Annotated in this window: 18 protein-coding genes; 11 read left to right on the top strand and 7 right to left on the bottom strand. The window is 63.8% G+C overall.

Going from position 1 to position 16,515, the window contains the following annotated elements:
- Positions 1 to 2: 2 nt before the first annotated feature.
- On the bottom strand, positions 3 to 1,295 hold the full coding sequence (locus HMPREF2617_RS08095) for a M20 family metallopeptidase (protein ID WP_070840473.1): 1,293 nt from the start codon (positions 1,293 to 1,295) through the stop codon (positions 3 to 5).
- 226 nt (positions 1,296 to 1,521) lie between these two features.
- On the opposite strand from HMPREF2617_RS08095, the gene HMPREF2617_RS08090 reads away from it, so the two are divergent.
- The 3 genes from HMPREF2617_RS08090 to HMPREF2617_RS08080 all read left to right on the top strand — a co-directional run bounded on the left by HMPREF2617_RS08090 (position 1,522) and on the right by HMPREF2617_RS08080 (position 4,135).
- Positions 1,522 to 3,063, top strand: a complete 1,542-nt coding sequence (locus HMPREF2617_RS08090) for an AbgT family transporter (RefSeq protein WP_083323247.1) — start codon at positions 1,522 to 1,524, stop codon at positions 3,061 to 3,063.
- Positions 3,064 to 3,081: 18 nt separating this feature from the next.
- Positions 3,082 to 3,738, top strand: coding sequence for a TIGR03089 family protein (locus HMPREF2617_RS08085; protein ID WP_070422845.1), 657 nt, complete (start codon positions 3,082 to 3,084; stop codon positions 3,736 to 3,738).
- Positions 3,739 to 3,811: 73 nt separating this feature from the next.
- A complete protein-coding gene (locus HMPREF2617_RS08080; RefSeq protein WP_070422844.1) occupies positions 3,812 to 4,135 on the top strand; it encodes a hypothetical protein in 324 nt (107 codons plus the stop codon).
- A gap of 49 nt (positions 4,136 to 4,184) precedes the next feature.
- Here HMPREF2617_RS08080 and HMPREF2617_RS08075 read toward each other — a convergent pair whose 3' ends face one another.
- From HMPREF2617_RS08075 to HMPREF2617_RS08065, 3 genes are read right to left on the bottom strand one after another with little or no spacing between them, the layout of a single operon-like run.
- Entirely contained in the window at positions 4,185 to 4,652 is a 468-nt protein-coding gene (locus tag HMPREF2617_RS08075) for a YdcF family protein (RefSeq protein ID WP_083323246.1), read from the bottom strand.
- Positions 4,645 to 5,148 carry a 5-(carboxyamino)imidazole ribonucleotide mutase gene (gene purE / locus HMPREF2617_RS08070; RefSeq protein WP_070570497.1) on the bottom strand — a complete coding sequence of 168 codons (504 nt, stop codon included), beginning with the start codon at positions 5,146 to 5,148 and terminating at the stop codon, positions 4,645 to 4,647. The genes HMPREF2617_RS08075 and purE overlap by 8 nt, the downstream gene beginning before the upstream one ends.
- Before the next feature lie 4 nt (positions 5,149 to 5,152).
- Positions 5,153 to 6,316, bottom strand: coding sequence for a 5-(carboxyamino)imidazole ribonucleotide synthase (locus HMPREF2617_RS08065; protein ID WP_083323245.1), 1,164 nt, complete (start codon positions 6,314 to 6,316; stop codon positions 5,153 to 5,155).
- Positions 6,317 to 6,374: 58 nt separating this feature from the next.
- Between HMPREF2617_RS08065 and budA the strand changes: the two genes are divergently transcribed.
- Positions 6,375 to 7,103, top strand: coding sequence for an acetolactate decarboxylase (budA, locus tag HMPREF2617_RS08060; protein ID WP_070422841.1), 729 nt, complete (start codon positions 6,375 to 6,377; stop codon positions 7,101 to 7,103).
- Here budA and HMPREF2617_RS08055 read toward each other — a convergent pair.
- Together HMPREF2617_RS08055 and HMPREF2617_RS08050 are read right to left on the bottom strand one after the other, a co-directional pair.
- The gene (locus tag HMPREF2617_RS08055; protein WP_070840471.1) at positions 7,100 to 7,555 is read right to left on the bottom strand and encodes a hypothetical protein; all 456 of its coding nucleotides are present in this window, start codon (positions 7,553 to 7,555) and stop codon (positions 7,100 to 7,102) included. The two genes, budA and HMPREF2617_RS08055, sit on opposite strands and share 4 nt — an antisense overlap.
- 22 nt (positions 7,556 to 7,577) lie before the next feature.
- Positions 7,578 to 8,309, bottom strand: a complete 732-nt coding sequence (locus HMPREF2617_RS08050) for a biotin--[acetyl-CoA-carboxylase] ligase (RefSeq protein ID WP_070840470.1) — start codon at positions 8,307 to 8,309, stop codon at positions 7,578 to 7,580.
- A 373-nt stretch (positions 8,310 to 8,682) separates the two neighbouring features.
- Here HMPREF2617_RS08050 and HMPREF2617_RS08045 point away from each other — a divergent pair, with 373 nt between their 5' ends.
- The 5 genes from HMPREF2617_RS08045 to HMPREF2617_RS08025 all read left to right on the top strand — a co-directional run bounded on the left by HMPREF2617_RS08045 (position 8,683) and on the right by HMPREF2617_RS08025 (position 12,063).
- Complete coding sequence (locus HMPREF2617_RS08045) at positions 8,683 to 9,216, top strand: CAP domain-containing protein (protein WP_070840469.1); 534 nt, start codon at positions 8,683 to 8,685, stop codon at positions 9,214 to 9,216.
- 109 nt (positions 9,217 to 9,325) lie between these two features.
- Positions 9,326 to 10,849: an acyl-CoA carboxylase subunit beta gene (locus HMPREF2617_RS08040; RefSeq protein WP_070840468.1), complete on the top strand. Its 1,524-nt coding sequence runs from the start codon at positions 9,326 to 9,328 to the stop codon at positions 10,847 to 10,849.
- 10 nt (positions 10,850 to 10,859) lie between these two features.
- On the top strand, positions 10,860 to 11,045 hold the full coding sequence (locus tag HMPREF2617_RS08035; protein ID WP_070422838.1) for an acyl-CoA carboxylase subunit epsilon: 186 nt from the start codon (positions 10,860 to 10,862) through the stop codon (positions 11,043 to 11,045).
- Entirely contained in the window at positions 11,045 to 11,638 is a 594-nt protein-coding gene (locus HMPREF2617_RS08030) for a Maf family protein (RefSeq protein ID WP_070840467.1), read from the top strand. Before HMPREF2617_RS08035 ends, HMPREF2617_RS08030 begins: the two co-directional genes overlap by 1 nt.
- 26 nt (positions 11,639 to 11,664) lie before the next feature.
- The gene (locus HMPREF2617_RS08025; RefSeq protein WP_070449528.1) at positions 11,665 to 12,063 is read left to right on the top strand and encodes a DUF3151 domain-containing protein; all 399 of its coding nucleotides are present in this window, start codon (positions 11,665 to 11,667) and stop codon (positions 12,061 to 12,063) included.
- 239 nt (positions 12,064 to 12,302) lie between these two features.
- On the opposite strand, the gene HMPREF2617_RS08020 is transcribed toward HMPREF2617_RS08025, so the two are convergent.
- On the bottom strand, positions 12,303 to 13,364 hold the full coding sequence (locus tag HMPREF2617_RS08020) for a Cj0069 family protein (RefSeq protein WP_070422883.1): 1,062 nt from the start codon (positions 13,362 to 13,364) through the stop codon (positions 12,303 to 12,305).
- Between the two features lie 302 nt (positions 13,365 to 13,666).
- Between HMPREF2617_RS08020 and HMPREF2617_RS08015 the strand changes: the two genes are divergently transcribed.
- A complete protein-coding gene (locus tag HMPREF2617_RS08015; protein ID WP_070422836.1) occupies positions 13,667 to 14,551 on the top strand; it encodes a sulfurtransferase in 885 nt (294 codons plus the stop codon).
- Positions 14,552 to 14,611: 60 nt separating this feature from the next.
- Positions 14,612 to 16,396 carry an acetyl-CoA carboxylase biotin carboxylase subunit gene (locus tag HMPREF2617_RS08010; RefSeq protein WP_246821719.1) on the top strand — a complete coding sequence of 595 codons (1,785 nt, stop codon included), beginning with the start codon at positions 14,612 to 14,614 and terminating at the stop codon, positions 16,394 to 16,396.
- Positions 16,397 to 16,515 lie beyond the last annotated feature (119 nt).

Raw genomic sequence — 16,515 nt, 5'->3', positions numbered from 1 at the left:
ATCTAGGCCTCATCTAGCAGCGCCTCCACGGAGATCGCCCCGCCCGCCGCTTCGAACTCCTCGCGAGCGCGCTGCAACAGCACCGGGTCATTGAGTACGTCAGCGATGACTTGGCCGAGCCCCACCGCGGAGTCGATCACACCGTCCATTGCGGCCGGGGTGATCGCCGCATCGGCGAACTTAGTGGTGTGCAGCGCAGTGCCCTCCGGCGCGATCTTGACCAACGGGTGGATGCCGGGCACGAGCTGCGAGACGTTGCCAAAATCTGTCGACGCCGCCTGCGAGTCCGGCAGGATCCCACCCGGCAACACTTCCCTCCCCCGCGCCTGCTGGGTCGCACCCCATCGCGCCGCCAAGGTTTCGTTGTTGCGGACAGGAAGCGACATTGGGTGGTTATCCCACTGCACATCCACGCCGGTGCCGGTCATGAGGGCGGCGCCGGTGAGGATGTCGTCGATACGCTTGCTCAAATCCATGAGTGTTTCGGTGTACAGCGAACGCACGTAGAGGCTCAGCGTGGCCGTCTCCGGAATGATCGATGCCCTCGCACCACCGTCCGAGATGATTGCGTGTAGGCGATCCGACGGCGGCATCTGCTGGCGCAACAACCCCATGGCTTGGTACGCAAGCGTCGCAGCATCTAGCGCATTGCGCCCCATGTACGGCTGCATCGACGCGTGCGCGGCAACGCCGGTAAACGTTGCGGTAAGCGAGCGGCGCCCCGTCCACGCGTGCGACACCAGGTCGTAGCAGAACGGGTGGATCATCACCGAACAATCCACGCCGTCGAGCATGCCGCCGCGGATCATGTACTCCTTGCCGGTGTGGCCCTCCTCCGCCGGGGTGCCAAGAAACACGATGCGGCCCGAACCCGAACCTACCGCACCGAGGAAACCACCCACCCCGGATGCAGCGATCACGTTGTGCCCGCACGCATGTCCAATACCCGGCAGCGCGTCGTATTCAGACATCACCGCCACCGTCGGATGTGTGCTCGGGTCAAAATCGTCGCTTTGCCACTCCGCACGCAGCGCTGTTTCCACGCCATGCGCCCCTTGCTTGACGACGAACCCCTGCCCCTCAAGCACCTTCGCAATCACAGCCTGCGCATGGAATTCCTGAAACGCCTCCTCCGGGTTCGCGTGCAGGTCACGCATGATGTGTTCCAGGTCGGCCCGGACGGCTTCGACGTTGCGCTCGACCTTCCCCCACACCGCGTCACGCTCCGGATAGCCCGGCTCAACCGGGAACTGCGGCGACGCAGCGGCGATCTCATCTCGCACCACTGCGTCCATGCGTTGCAGGAAGGCAGGGTTCGGTGGGGTTGGGCTGGTCGGGCGGTTGGGATGCGTTTCGCTCACGGTCCGCTCACTCTCCGTCGATCGGATTACGTTTCTACAAAACCCTAGCGCAGAATTAATGTGACTGGTACAACATATACGCATGAGTACGCGAAAAGCCACAGAGAGCGCCGAGCTCGAGCGCTCTGCCGACAGCAGCCCACCACAGAAGAAAACCGCAATGGATCGCCTCCTCGGCACCATCGAGTCGGTAGGCAACAAACTTCCGGAGCCGTTCACGCTCTTCCTCATCCTGTTCCTCATCACCGCGGTGATCTCCACCGTGATGGCGTATTTCGAGGCCGAAGTCGCAGTGCCCGGCGAGGACGAAAGTGTGAAGATCAAGGGCTTCTTCACCGGTGAGGGCCTGGCCTGGTTCACCACTACCCTCGGCCAGAACTACCTCGGTTTCCCGCCACTGGTCACGGTCCTGCCAATCATGCTCGCCGTCGGCGTTTCCGAGCGCTCCGGCATGCTCTCCGCGCTCATCCGCAAGCTCTTCGGCTCCGCTAACCGCTCGGTTCTGCCGTACGCGGTTGGTATCATTGGCGTGACCGGCTCGATCATGGCGGACGCCGCGTTCGTGGTCATCCCGCCGCTGGCCGCGATGGTGTTCAAGGCCGCTGGCCGCCACCCGGTCGCAGGCCTGCTCGGTGGCTTCGCCGCCGTCGGCGCTGGCTACTCCACCGCACTGGTGCCAACGTCGCTGGACGCCCTGTTCGCCGGCATCACCAACGCCGTGATGGAAACCCTGCCGAGCATGGACGCCACCGAGGTCAACCCGGTGTCCAACTACTACTTCAACATCGCCGCCTCTATCATCCTGGGCCTAGCGTGTGGCTTCATCATCGACAGGATCCTCGAGCCCCGCATGCACAAACTCGACGTCCCCCAGGAGATGGTCGAGGGCGACGACGGCATGAACCGCGACGCCGACGGCAACGAGATCTCCGTCGAACTGACCAAGCCGGAACGCCGCGGCCTGATGTGGGCGGGCGTCGCCACGCTTATCGTCACGGCAATCATCCTGTTCGCAGTACTCATCCCGGATTCCCCGTGGCGCAACGAAGAAGGTGGCTTCCTGCCGAAGTCCCCGCTGCTGCAGTCGATCGTGTTCATCGTCTTCACCTACTTCATGGTCCTCGGCATCGTCTACGGCAAGGTCGCCGGCACGGTGAAGAACATCAAGGACGTCGTGGACATGATGACCAAGGCGATGGGCGACATGCTCGGCTTCCTGGTTCTCGCGTTCATCCTCGGCCAGTTCATTTCCCTGTTTAGTTGGTCCGGCATCGGCACCTTCTCCGCCGTCAAGGGCGCAGAGATGCTCGAGGCGGCCGGCATCACCGGCTTCGCGGCCATCCTCGCGTTCATCATCCTGGCGTCGTGCCTGAACCTGTTGGTTATTTCCGGCTCCGCGATGTGGACCCTGATGGCGGCCGTGTTCGTCCCAATGTTCGCCCTGATCGGCTTCGAGCCAGCCTTCACGCAGGCCGCGTTCCGTGTCGGCGATTCCGCCACCCAGATCATCACCCCGCTGAACCCGTACATCATCGTGATCCTGACGTTGCTTCGTCGATACGAGCCCAACGCGGGCCTGGGCACGCTGATGTCGCGCCTGATCGTGTTCGTGGTTCCGTTCTGGGTGTCCTGGGCTGCCCTGCTGTTCATCTGGTACATCTTCGACCTGCCACTCGGCCCCGGCGCTGCCATCTTCCTGTAGTGCCTACACTGGGCGAGCATGAGCATGCTTGCCCCACTTCTCGCCGCAGATCCCGCATCCCCGCGCTTCACTATTTACGACGATGCGCGGGGATTACGCATGGATTTCTCCGCCCAAACGCTGGACAACTGGGCCAGCAAAGTAGCCAACATGCTCGACGAGGAATTCGACCTCCCCCTCGACGCGAGCATCGTCATCGACCTGCCCGTCTCCTGGCAGGCTGCGGTGATTGCGGTTGGCACGTTCAACTCTTCGCGCGCTCCGCTCATCGACGACCACCCCACCGCCCCCGATATCGTCTTCACCACCCCGGAACGCGCCGAAAACTGGACCGACGCCACCGAGTGCGTCCTTGTCTCCGACGACCCGTTCGGCCGCGGCGTCGAGGAAGCCGGCGGCACCATTCCGCCCGGCACCGTGGACTTCGGCCCCACCGTGCGCTTCTACGGCGACGACTACTTCGGCAACAGCCCAGACCTGTCCACCTTCGCCCAGCCATGCGTTGAGGCCGAACGCTACCTCGCCCAAGATTGGCGTGGCACCGATGACTTCACGATGTCGGTGATGGTACCGCTGGCCGCTGGTGGATCCGTGGTCGTCGTCACGGGTTCGGTATCCGATGAACGGCTCCAGGAGATCTCCGCCGCTGAGAACGTCACGCGGCGTATCCAGTAGTCATAACTGTTACCCCTGCACTCCTGGGCTAAGCTGTGCCGGACACTACCCGCATTGATGAAGGGAATCCGGCATGTCCCGCACGCTGATCCGCCGCGCTGGTGCGCTGGCTCTCGCCCCCGCACTGACCGTCAGCCTCGCCACCGCAACTGTCGCCCCGGCCCAGGCTGAGACCACGGCTCAGACCGAAACCGAGAACACAAACAGCACCCCGAAAGACAAGAAGATGGCCACCGGCCCGGGTAGCTCCGAGTACACCCAGGACGAAGTGGATAACGCAGGGCGCTTCGTCGCGCTGCTGGTCGGTGCGGCTGCGATCATCGCCACCCTCGGCGCAGCAGGCCTGTACTTTGCTGGCCCACACTTCGGCATCAACCTGCCGGGCCTCCCCCGCTAGTCCCGGCGCCGCCGTGCTGGCCGACGCCGCCCGGCACGTGTTGCATGGCTCAGCGGCCGAAGAGGCGGCGGGCGAGTCGTCGCCAAGCAACGCGCGTGATGGAGTGCGGCACGGCGAACACTTCGCGCGCGTAGTTTTTCTTCCGCGAGGTTTCAGGCGTCGTCGCAGCGACCATGCGCACCGGGATGCCCAGGTGCCACGCCCACACGCGGGTACGGGGGACGTGGAAACCGCTGGTCACTACGGTGAGGTACGACGCGTCGGGGAACAGCGCGCGGGAACGTTCCAGGTTTTCGTTCGTGGACCGCGCATGCGGCTCGAGCACCACCGCCCCGGCAGGCACACCGTGGGCGGTGAGCCAGGCGGCCATGATGTCGGCCTCCCCGTCGCCGGACACCACGATCGGCGCCGGGGCCGCACGCCACACCTCGAGCGCCTTGTGCAGGCGGTGTTCGAGCATGCGAGAAGGGCGCCCGTCCACAATCCGGGCGCCCAACACAACGATTGGGTTACTCACCCATCAGGCGCTGACGCAACGCCTCGTCCTTGCGTTCCACCTCGGCTGCCATGCGCGCCTGGTAGTCCACCATCTTGCGCTGCACAGCCGGGTCGGCGGCACCCAGGATGCGGGCGGCGAGCAGGCCGGCGTTCTTTGCACCACCGATGGAGACCGTGGCCACCGGGACGCCACCGGGCATCTGCACGATGGACAGCAACGAATCCATGCCGTCGAGCGTGTCCAGCGCGCGCGGGATACCGATGACCGGCAGCGGCGTGGCCGCGGCGACCATGCCCGGCAGGTGTGCGGCACCGCCAGCGCAGGCGATGATCACCTGAAGGTCACGGGTATGTGCCTCCTTGGCGTAGGCGAGCATCTTGTCCGGGGTGCGGTGCGCGGAGACCACGCCGACCTCGAACGGGATGCCAAACTCGGCGAGTACCTCGGCGGCCGGGGCGACGGTGTCCCAGTCCGAGTCCGAGCCCATGATGATGCCAACTTGCGGCTGTGCCATCTGCTTAGTCCTTCCAGGTTGCGTGGATGATGTAGTGCGCGGCGTCCTCGGCAATCGCGAGTGCCTCCTCGACGGTATCGGCGCACACGTTGACGTGGCCCATCTTGCGGCCCGGTCGGTGGTCCTTGCCGTAGAGGTGCACCTTGGCCTGCGGGTACTTGCGCATCACCGCGACGACGCGCTCGGCCATCGGAGTGTCCGGATCCTCGTCGCCGCCAAGTGTGTTCACCATGACGGTCGCCGGCGCAAGCGTGTCCACGGCACCGAGCGGCCAGTCCAACACAGCACGGATGTGCTGCTCAAACTGGGAGGTCAGGCAGCCGTCCTGGGTCCAGTGGCCAGTGTTGTGCGGGCGCATGGCCAACTCGTTGACGGCCACCTCCGGGCCGTTCGGCCCCTCATACTCGAACAGTTCCACCGCCAGCACGCCGGTCACACCCAAGCCTTCGGCGACACGCACGGCGAGGTCTTCGCAATGCTTGGCCTGCTCGTCCGACATGTTCGGTGCGGGCGCGATGGCCACGCGGCAAATGCCGTCGTCCTGGCGCGACTCCACCACCGGCCACGCGCGTACATCGCCGGAGCGGTTGCGTGCCACCATGGCGGACAACTCACGCGTGAACGCGACCTTCTTCTCCGCCATCAGCGGCAGGTCACGGCCCAAAAGCTGCTCCACGAGTTCCGCGCATTCGCTTCTCGACGACGGGAACCACACCCCATGCCCGTCATACCCACCCCGCGTCGCCTTCAGACACACCTGACCGTCGGTCTCGTCCCAGAACGCTTCCGCGTCCGCGGCCGACGTGATCGCTGCGAACGGCGGCACCGGCAGGCCGGCCTCTGCAAGGCGGCGGCGCTGCTCGAGTTTGTCCTGGGCGTAGATGAGGGCTTCGGGGCGAGGTTCGACGGCCACGCCGTCGTCGATAAGCAACTGCGCGTACTCGTTTGGCACATGCTCGTGATCAAACGTGACCGCGTCAGCCCCCTCCACGATCGCGCGCAGATCCTCAAGATTGGTGTAGTCGCCGATTCGGACATCGCCGAAGACTTGCGCCGCCGACTTGTCCTTACTCGACGCGAGCACGCGAGTGTCCACGCCGAGCTCGATAGCTTCTGTTTGCATCATTCGTGCCAATTGGCCGTCGCCAAGCACGGCGACAACAGGCATCCCATACGCGTTACTCACGCCCCACACTGTAGTCGGCCAACCGACTAGCATCGCAGCCATGTCTGAAACCATCGCCCGCCACACCATTTTCCAAAACTCTCTGATGACCGCACTTCTCGACGGCATCTACGACGGCGAGCTCACCATCAGCGACATCCTGAGCAAAGGCAACTTCGGCCTCGGCACCTTCGACGCCCTCGACGGCGAAATGCTCATCCTCGACGGCGTATGCCACCAACTCACCTCCGACGGCAAAGCCCGCGTCGCTGACCTCGACCAACGCACCCCATTTACCGTGGTGACCAACTTCGTACCCCGCCTGCGTTTCGACGCTCCCGCCGGCATGGTCCGCGCCGAACTCGCCAAATTTATCGACGACGCCGAACCCAGCCACAACTTCTTCACCGCCGTCAAAATCACCGGCCGATTCAAAGAAGTCCGCGTGCGCACCGTGACCAAACAAGAAAAGCCCTATCCCCCAATGTCCGAGGCGGTCTCCGACGACGCCGAACACATCTTCACCGACGTCGAAGGCGTCATCGGCGGATTCCGCACCCCCATGTACGCCAAAGGCATCGGTGTGCCCGGCTGCCACGTGCATTTCATTGACGACGACCACACGCGCGGCGGCCACGTTCTCGACTACACCGTCGACGACGCCGTCATCGAACTGTGCCCCGGCACCGACATGGAACTGCACCTGCCCGTCACCGCCGAATTCCTCGGCGGGCACCTCTCGCCTGAGGACCTCGACGAGCAGCTCCACACCACGGAAGTCAAGGACTAGCCGCGCAGCTGCGCCTGCAGCACTTTCTCCACCGCGCGCGTCTTACCCACCCGGTCAAACCGCACCGGCTGGGCGTAGCCGTACAGCGCGATCCACAAGCCCCCGCGCTCCCGCCGCACCGAATGGATCTGGCGCAACGGGATCGAATCCACCGCGCCACGCCGCCCCCTTGCGAGGACGCGCTTGTCAGTGACCACGAAGCGCCTGCGTCGCGACGACACCAACGGCAACACAAACCGCCACAGCGCAAGAATCGCCCAGATCAGCACCACAATGTTGCGCATCCCCGGATCGATATGCGGGGTGACGTCCATCCAGCCGATCGCCATCCAGGCAACACCGGTGAGCGCCACCAACTCCAGCAACGGGAACGTCAACGAAGAAAGCGGCGCACACACATCGGCGAGGACAACCTCGTCCTCGCCGATACGAAACACCGCTTTGTTAGCCATGACCGGCTAGGTTACTGCACGCCTACTGGGTCGGGCGGAGGTGGTGGACATCGCCGACGGAGAACGCGGTGTCGTCGATAAGCACCTCGCCCTCATCATTAATGCCCGTGACCAGGCCGCGCACCGTCTCCTCCCCCTCGCGCAACTCCAAGCGAACCTGCTGGCCGATCGTGGAACAGACCTTGCGGTAATCCTCCAACAACTGCGGGTCGCGCTCCTGCCACTGCTTCAAACGACGGCCCATCGCGGCGAGGATGTCGGCGGCAAACTCGTCGAAATCCACGTCAATGCCCTCAAGGTTCAGGGCGGTGGCGGTCTCCACCGGCAGATCCTCCGGACGCATAGCGACGTTAATGCCGATGCCCACAATCACCCGCGGCATATCCAACGCCGAGAGGATGCCAGCGATCTTCTTGCCGCAAATCTGCACATCATTGGGCCACTTCAACTGCGCCTGCGGCACCACATCCGTCACCGCCACCCCCGGCGCGATAGACAGCAACCCGAACGGCGGCGGGGTATCGGTCACGTCGATGACCATGCTCATGGCCAACTGCGAGCCCTTCGGCGACACCCAATGGCGGCCCAAGCGGCCCTTGCCAGCGGTTTGCTCGTCTGCGATGAGCACCGTGCCCGGCGCGGAACCGTCCTTGAGCAGGTCCGCGTTCGTCGACCCGGTGGACTCGACCCACCGCACGTCAGGCCAGTATTCGGCCACCTTGTCCTGAATTGCCTGCACGTCCTTGACACTCATGGTCACGAGCGTAGTAGGCGGCGGGGTGTTGGGGTGGGAAGGTGGGGGCGCGCTCGCGGGCCCTCGCGAACCACGGCCCGTCGTCGAAAAACGTCGGGTAGCACGCTTCTCCGGAGAGGCATCCCATTTCTGAAAATCGGGTAGTAAGAGTCCTGAAAATCCGGTAGTAGTCCTTCTGAAAAACGGGTAGTAGGAACTATTCATGCTGGACAGCACCATGTTCTCTCTACTCTCGGGCGCTCTCCAACCACAAGCACATTCGGTATCGAGCAATTCGCCCGCGCGGTATCGCGGCGTGCTCTAGGCTCACACTTGTCATTGAGCAAACATGCTGGACTAGCGTTTTCAGCACCTCACGTCAAGGATTCCCACCATGCCCAAATTCGATTTTCGTCAGATCCAGCAAGCCCTCGGCGCTGTCCTCACGCTGATCACCCTGATCAGTGCGATTGCGGGGTTGTCTAATCAGCTCGGTCTTTCTACGTCGAGTGATTCGACCGGTTCGTCCGCTATCGGCAACTCAGCAGGTCTGGGCAATCGTGCTGTGAAGGTGACTCAGCAGGAGCTGATCGATGCGACCAACCGTTACCGCGCGAAGCATGGTGTGGCTCCGTTGGAGCCGCTGCCGGAGCTGAATGCGTTTGCTCAGGAATGGGCCGAAACGATGGCCAGCAGCCTCAACTATAAGCACCGTGCAGATATGACGGTGCCTTCCAGGCCCGAGCTCATGGTTGGCGAGAACATTTTGCGTTGCCAGACCACGTCGAATGCCGACGCGTTGTTGCAAATCTGGATCAATTCTCCTGGTCACAACGCAAACATGCTGAAACCGGATTACAAATACATCGGTGTTGGTATCGCTGATAATGGGACGAGTCGCTTCGCGGTGCAGAACTTCGCCTACTGAGTACACCCCAACCACGCGCCCCGGTTACACCTACGCTGCGAAACGTCTGGCGACGCGCCGTCGATAGGCAATGTGGCAGGAACAATCTCGGAATCTAGACTGGGGCGTTATGAGTTCATCTAAACCCGACATGACCACGACGGCTGGCCGCATTCAGGATCTGCGCAATCGCCTGGATGAGGCGCAGGCACCGGTCGGTCAGGACGCGATCGATGCTGTCCACGAGGCTGGCGGCACCACTGCTCGTGAGCGCGTGCTTTCGCTTCTCGACGACGGCACGTTCGTGGAGACCGACGCCCTGGCCAAGCACCGCGTCGAGGCATACAAGATGGACAAGTCCAAGCCTTCCACCGACGGTGTGATTACGGGCTACGGGCTGATCGACGGCCGTCGTGTCTGCGTCTTCTCCCAAGACCCGACGATTTTCGACGGCCAGGTCGGTGAGGTGTACTGCGAGAAGATCCTCAAGATCTACGACTTGGCAACCAAGACCGGCGTGCCGCTGATCGGTATTTATGACTCGACTGGCCCGCGTTGGAAAGAAGGTATTGTCACCGCGCATCTGCAGGCACAGATCCTGCGTGCGGCAACCCGTGCGTCGGGTTTGATTCCGCAGATCGCGGTCGTGGCCGGGGATGTCGCCTCGCTCGCTGCCACCACGGTCCCGATGGCGGACATCACCGTCATGGCCGAGGGCGCGTCCCTGCACGTGACCACGGCGGACATCGTGAGCAAGGTCTCCGACGCCGAAACGACTTCCGATGAGCTTGGCGGCACCGCCGTCCACGCCGCGGAGACTGGCCTGGCGCAGCTCGTCGCCGCGACCGATACGGAAGCGGTGGACCTGGCCCGTACCGTGGTCAGCTACCTGCCGCTGAATAACAAGGCCGCTTCCCCGCTGGGTGCCGACAACGCCGAGGCTTCCGCCGCTGAGGTCGACTTGGACGCCTTCATGCCTGACGACGACAACCAGCCCTACGACGTCACCGACATCCTGGCTTCGGTCACCGACGGCGACGTCCTGGAACTCTCCGCTGGCTTCGCAGGTTCCGTGGTCACCGGTTTTGCGCACGTGGGCGGGCGCGCGGTTGGTGTCGTCGCAACGCAGCCGAGTGTTTTGGCTGGCTGCCTGACCCGCGACGCCGCACGCAAGGCCGCACGCTTCATCCGCACCTGCGACGCGTTTAACCTGCCGATCGTGCAGTTCGTGGACTCCCCCGGCTTCCTCCCGTCGGTCGAGGAGGAGCGCTCCGGGTCCGCCGCAGCCGCCGCCGCACTCGCCTACGCGTTTGCAGAGGCCCAGGTGGGCACGATCACCGTGGTCACCCGCAAGGCGTTCGGTCCGTCGTACGCGCTGCTCGGCTCGAAGGGCCTGGGCGCGGACCTGGTGTTCGCGTGGCCGACCGCACAGATCGCACTGGCAGACGCCACCACCGCCGCCGAGGCGATCGGCACCGACGAGGAGCAGTACGCCGCGGACAACCTCAACCCGTACGTGGCTACCGAGCGCGGAATGGTCGACGCCGTCATCGAACCGTCCACCACCCGCGCCCGCGTCCTCGAGGGTCTGCGCCTGCTTGAGCGCAAGGTGACCTACCCGGCACAGAAGAAGCACGGCAACATCCCGCTGTAAGGAGGCTGACGTGGATATTCAGGTAGTTAAAGGCAACCCCACCGAGGCGGAACTGCAGGCGCTGACCGAGGTGTTGCTGCAGCTCCAGCGCGAACGCAAGCAGTCCGGGGTGCAGCCGGACGCCAACATGTGGGGTGCGTCCCACCCGGCGACTGCGTTTAATCCGCACGCGTTCGATTCGGCGGCGTATTTCTAATGCGGTTGGTGTTGGCGTCGCAGTCGCCGTCGCGACGCATGCTGCTCGAACAAGGCGGCGTCACCCCGGTGCTGCACCCCGCGCACATCGATGAGGATGCGGTGATCGCTGTACTTGGCGACGTCCCACCCGCCACCACCGTGGCCACCCTCGCCCGCGCAAAAGCCGAGACCGCAATTGCGGAATTCCCCGACGACGTTGTTGTTGGCTGCGACAGCATGCTGCTTCTCGACGACACCTTGCTGGGCAAACCCCACACCGTCGACGAAACTATCCGCCGGTGGAAAGCACAGCGCGGTAAGGAAGCGCACCTGCTCACGGGACACGCGGTGTGGTTCGGCGGCGAATGGGTCGTCGATACCATCACCACCGCAATCCGCTTCGGTGACGTGTCCGATGCCGACATCGAGGCCTACGCCCGCTCCGGTCAGCCACTGGAGTGCGCCGGCGCGTTCACACTCGAGGCGCTCGGCTCCTGGTTCATCGACTCCATCGACGGCGACCCCACCAGCGTCATCGGCCTATCCATGCCGCTGCTTCGCCGCTGCCTGTACCGATTCGGACTGGACGCCTCCGACTTCTGGACCGCGTAGCGCACGTTGTGGGTAGCCTGGCCATCATGGAAATCAACGACATGCTCGCACCGAAGCCCATCGAACTTCCCGCAGACCCGGCCACCGGCAAGGACCTCCTTGCCGACGACACCGCGCTCGCCCACCCCGATTCCCCCGCCGTCTGGGCCACCCGCGCCGAGCGTGAACTCGAATCCGGCGACAAACTCATCGCTTACGCCTACGCCCGCACCGGCTACCACCGCTCCCTGGACCGCCTGCGCGCCAACGGTTGGAAGGGCTGGGGTCCGGTCCCGGCGTCCCACGAGCCGAACCGCGGTGTGCTCAAAGCCATCGCGATGCTCGCGCTGACCTCCAAGGCGATTGGCGACGACGCCGAGTACGACCGCTGCCGCCAAATGCTCTCCGATGCCGACCCGGCTAGCGTAAAGGAGCTGCTGGGGTAGGCGTCAAAAGCAGATCGTCTAGCTGCCTGTGAGGGGGCACTAGACGATCACGAGTCCCCGGATGCATTTCCCCAGGTGATATTGAAAACAGATATCAATAAAATGCGGATCGTCTAGCAGCTCCGAAATGCAACTAGACGATTCGTATTCCCGGTCGGCGAAAACCGGGTCACGACAGACAAGAAGCCCCGGCACGGGATTTTCGGGCCGGGGCGTTGGTGTCGTCGAAAAGCCAGCGCTTACGCGTGCTTCGCCTCCACGCGCTTGATGGCCTCCTCGGCCACCATCTCCTGGATGCCCATGTCGAGCTCCGAGGTGAAGCCGACGCAGGAGCAGTTGATCTCGCCGAGGACGTAGGTGTCCTCCCCGGTCTCGTCGTCATCGGCAAGCATGAAGTCCGCGGTCCAGATCAGCGGAATGTTGTCGCCACCGAGGTTCTCGGCGATGACCGGGCGGGCCTCGGCGAACATGTCGACGAGCTCCTGCCACTCCTCCGGCTTCTGGTAGGTGTACTTCGCGCCGGAGAACAAGGTTGCGGAGAACGCGTCGCCGCCCTCAGCCGGCTTCTTGTGCACAACGAACACCGGGTGCGGGCCGACCAGCAGAATGCGGATCTCACCCTCGACGATGCGCGGCATGAAGCGCATGTCCACGAGCATGCCGTTGTCGCCTTCGATGTACTGGTCACAGAAGTCCATGAACTCGCCGAGCTCGCGCTCCTCAGTGTGGTTGTCCACGGCCTCGGTGCACTTGAGCTTGGTGTCCAGCGGCAGGGCGGTGCCCGGTTCGACGGAGTCGGCCAGGGCTTCGTCGGCAAGGCGCACGCGCCAGATGCCGGAGCCGGTGGAGCCGCGGTTCTGCTTGAGCACGCGCTCGCCGTAGGACAGGGAAGTCGGGAAGGTGTTGTGGAAGTCCTCAACCTCGTAGTACGCGGCGGTATCTTCCGGCACAAGGTCGGTCTTGTTCAGCTTCACCAGGGCATCCTTCGCACCGTAGGAGATCATCTCCTGCGGGGTGGACATGCCGACCAGGCCGGCCTCGGACAGGCGGGTAAGCAGGTCAAAGTAGCCCTTTTCGCCGCCCGGGATGTTGCCCGGGTTCACACGCGAGATGTAGCCGTCGAAGTTCTCGGAGACGTACGTGAACAGGTCGTCGGCCCACTCCGGACGAAAGTAGACAACCTCTGCGTGCCAGCCCTTTTCCTTGATGGCGTTGACAATGGGCATGGTGTCCTTGCGGTGGCCGTCAATGTACTTGTCGGAGCCGCCCTCAACCTCGAAGACAACAATCGCCTTGTGCACGGTGATCCCTTTCATGATGTTGTCCCGCAGCGTGTGAATGCGGTCAGCGCATGCATCGGCGGGGTAGGTAAAAACTCGCGAAACATCTCAGCCGTAGCCGTCGTGTTCCGTCTCTGACTCTATCGGCTTAAAGCGACCCACACAGGGCGGCAGAATTGATAGTGTGCAAGTTCACACCTGTTGTGGCGAGGCGAGGTTTCTCGCCGATTCCGGCCGGGATTTGCTGGTACTACCTGTATCCTTGTCGGTGATTGTTCACTCGCCTATTCCGGCGGGGGCCGCAGAGACGAAAGGCAGCTGACGTGGGTATCGAACTCGACGACAATCCCCAGTTCAAGGACTACGCACATCCTGAGAAGTTTGTCACCGCCGCGTGGCTTTCGGCGCGGCTCGGCGTGGATGGTCTGAAGGTTGTCGAAAGTGATGAGGATGCGTTCCTCTACGACATCGGCCACATTCCGGGCGCGGTGCGCATTGACTGGAAGAGCGATCTTAACGACGAGCTCAACCGCGACTTCATCGACGGCGAAGCCTTTGCCAAACTCATGCGATCCCGCGGCATCAGCCGCGACGACACGGTGGTGGTCTACGGCGACCACGCCAACTGGTGGGCTGCCTACACCGCCTGGGTGTTCGAGCTGTTCGGCCACCCCGACGTGCGCTTGCTCGATGGCGGACGCGACGCGTGGATGGGTGAGGAGCGCGACACGTCCTTCGTCGTTCCCTCCTACCCCGAGTCTGACTACCCCGTGGTGGAGCGCAAGGACACCGCAGTTCGCACCTTCGCCTCCGAGCTGCTGGATAATCCGCCGGAGCAGCTTATCGACGCCCGCCCAGCCCCCGCTTACCGCGGCGACGGCACCGCCCCTGTGCAACCCCAAGTACCGACGCTGCGCCAGGGCCACATTCCGGGCGCGTTTAGCGTCCCGTGGGGCCGTTCCGTGCACCCGAACGCGCGCTTCCGCCCGTTGGAGGACATCCGCGAGATCTACAAGGATTTCGATCCGAAGAAGCGCACAGTGGTGTACTGCCAGTTGGGCGAAAGCGCGTCGCACACCTGGTACGTCCTGAACAATATTCTCGGTTTCGAGGACGTTGCGCTGTACGACGGTTCCTGGGCCGAGTGGGGCAACATGGTCCGCGTCCCCGTGGCTAAAGGGGATTCCCGTGGTGGGGCTGTAACATAGAACGACATTTGTCCGATTTTCTGACGGTTCGTATTTCCGATTGAAGGACGGGATTGCTTCGTGTCCACCACCGCACCGAATACTGATCTGCCCCGCAGCCTGAGCAAGGTGCTCGTCGCTAATCGCGGCGAGATTGCCGTGCGCGTCATCCGCGCGTGCCAGGACGAAGGTGTTGCGTCGGTCGCGGTGTATGCAGACCCTGATGTCGATGCGCCGTTCGTCGCTCTTGCCGACGAAGCCTTCGCCCTCGGCGGTACCACCGCCGCCGAGTCTTACCTGGACATGGACAAGGTCATCGACGCCGCGCAGAAGTCCGGCGCCGACGCTATCCACCCGGGCTACGGCTTCCTCTCGGAGAACGCCGAGTTCGCGCAGAAGGTCATCGACGCTGGCCTGACCTGGATCGGCCCGTCGCCGGAGGCCATCGCGGCACTCGGTGACAAGGTCACCGCCCGCCACATCGCTGAAGCCGCCGACGCCCCCATGGCGCCCGGCACTAAGGACCCCGTGGCCAACGCTGACGAGGTCGTTGCGTTTGCCGACGAGCACGGCCTGCCCGTTGCCATCAAGGCAGCTTTCGGCGGTGGCGGTCGCGGCATGAAGGTCGCCTACACCCGCGAAGAGATTCCGGAACTGTTTGAGTCCGCCACCCGCGAAGCCACCGCAGCGTTCGGTCGTGGCGAGTGCTTCGTGGAGCGCTACCTGGACAAGGCCCGCCACGTTGAAGCGCAGGTGTTGGCTGATCAGCACGGCAACGTTGTCGTCGTCGGTACGCGCGATTGCTCCTTGCAGCGTCGCTTCCAAAAACTTGTCGAAGAAGCCCCAGCGCCCTTCCTCACCGACGAGCAGCGCGAGCGCATCCATTCCTCTGCCAAGGCCATCTGCCGCGAAGCAGGTTACTACGGCGCCGGCACCGTGGAGTACCTCGTGGGCTCTGACGGGCTGATCTCGTTTTTGGAGGTCAACACCCGCCTGCAGGTCGAACACCCCGTCACCGAGGTCACCGCCGGCATCGACCTCGTGCGCGAGCAGTTCCGTATCGCCCGCGGCGAGGAACTGCAGCTGACCGAAGACCCGGCTCCGCGTGGCCACGCTATTGAGTTCCGCATCAACGGCGAAGACGCCGCCGCAAACTTCATGCCGGCACCGGGCACCGTCGTTGCATACGCTGAGCCCACCGGCCCCGGAGTGCGTGTCGATTCCGGCGTGCGCGCAGGCTCCGTCATCGGCGGCCAGTTCGACTCCATGCTGGCGAAACTGATCGTCTACGGCGCCACCCGCCAAGAGGCCATCCAGCGTGCCCGCCGCGCACTCGGCGAATACGTGGTCACCGGCTTCCCCACCGTCATCCTCTTCCACCAGGCCATCCTGGATAACCCGGCATTCGTCGGCACCGAAGACGGCTTCGACGTGTACACCCGCTGGATCGAGGAAGAGTGGGACGGCGAACTGCCCGCGTCCAGCGCCGATGCATCTGGTGACGACGCCGACACCGACCTGCCGACCCGTCGCACCTTTGCCGTTGAAATTGACGGCCGCCGCGTCGAAGTCGCCCTACCCGAGGAACTCGTCGCCGCAGGCCCCGCCAAGCGCAAGCCGAAGAAGCGCCGCGCAGGCAAGGCTGCTGTCTCCGGTGACGCCGTCGCCTCCCCCATGCAGGGTTCCGTGATCAAAGTCAACGTCTCCGAAGGCGACGAGGTTGCTGAAGGCGACGTCCTGCTGGTCCTCGAGGCCATGAAGATGGAGAACCCGGTCAAGGCACACAAGGCCGGCACCGTCACGGGCCTCGCCGCCGAGGCTGGCGGCCAGGTGTCCAAGGGCGCCGTGCTTATGGAGCTGAAGTAGCTGGTTGCTTCGGTGGCGCTTGTCCCACCCATTGCCCTGACAGATTTTGCAGAATCTGTCAGGGCTTTTCTTTACGACGCTACGACCAGGCGTTCTATACCCCTTCAAAGGTCGACTGA

The sequence above is a fragment of the Corynebacterium sp. HMSC070H05 genome (genome assembly GCF_001837615.1).
GTDB lineage: Bacteria > Actinomycetota > Actinomycetes > Mycobacteriales > Mycobacteriaceae > Corynebacterium > Corynebacterium coyleae.
This window is presented reverse-complemented; position numbering and strand designations above follow the sequence as displayed.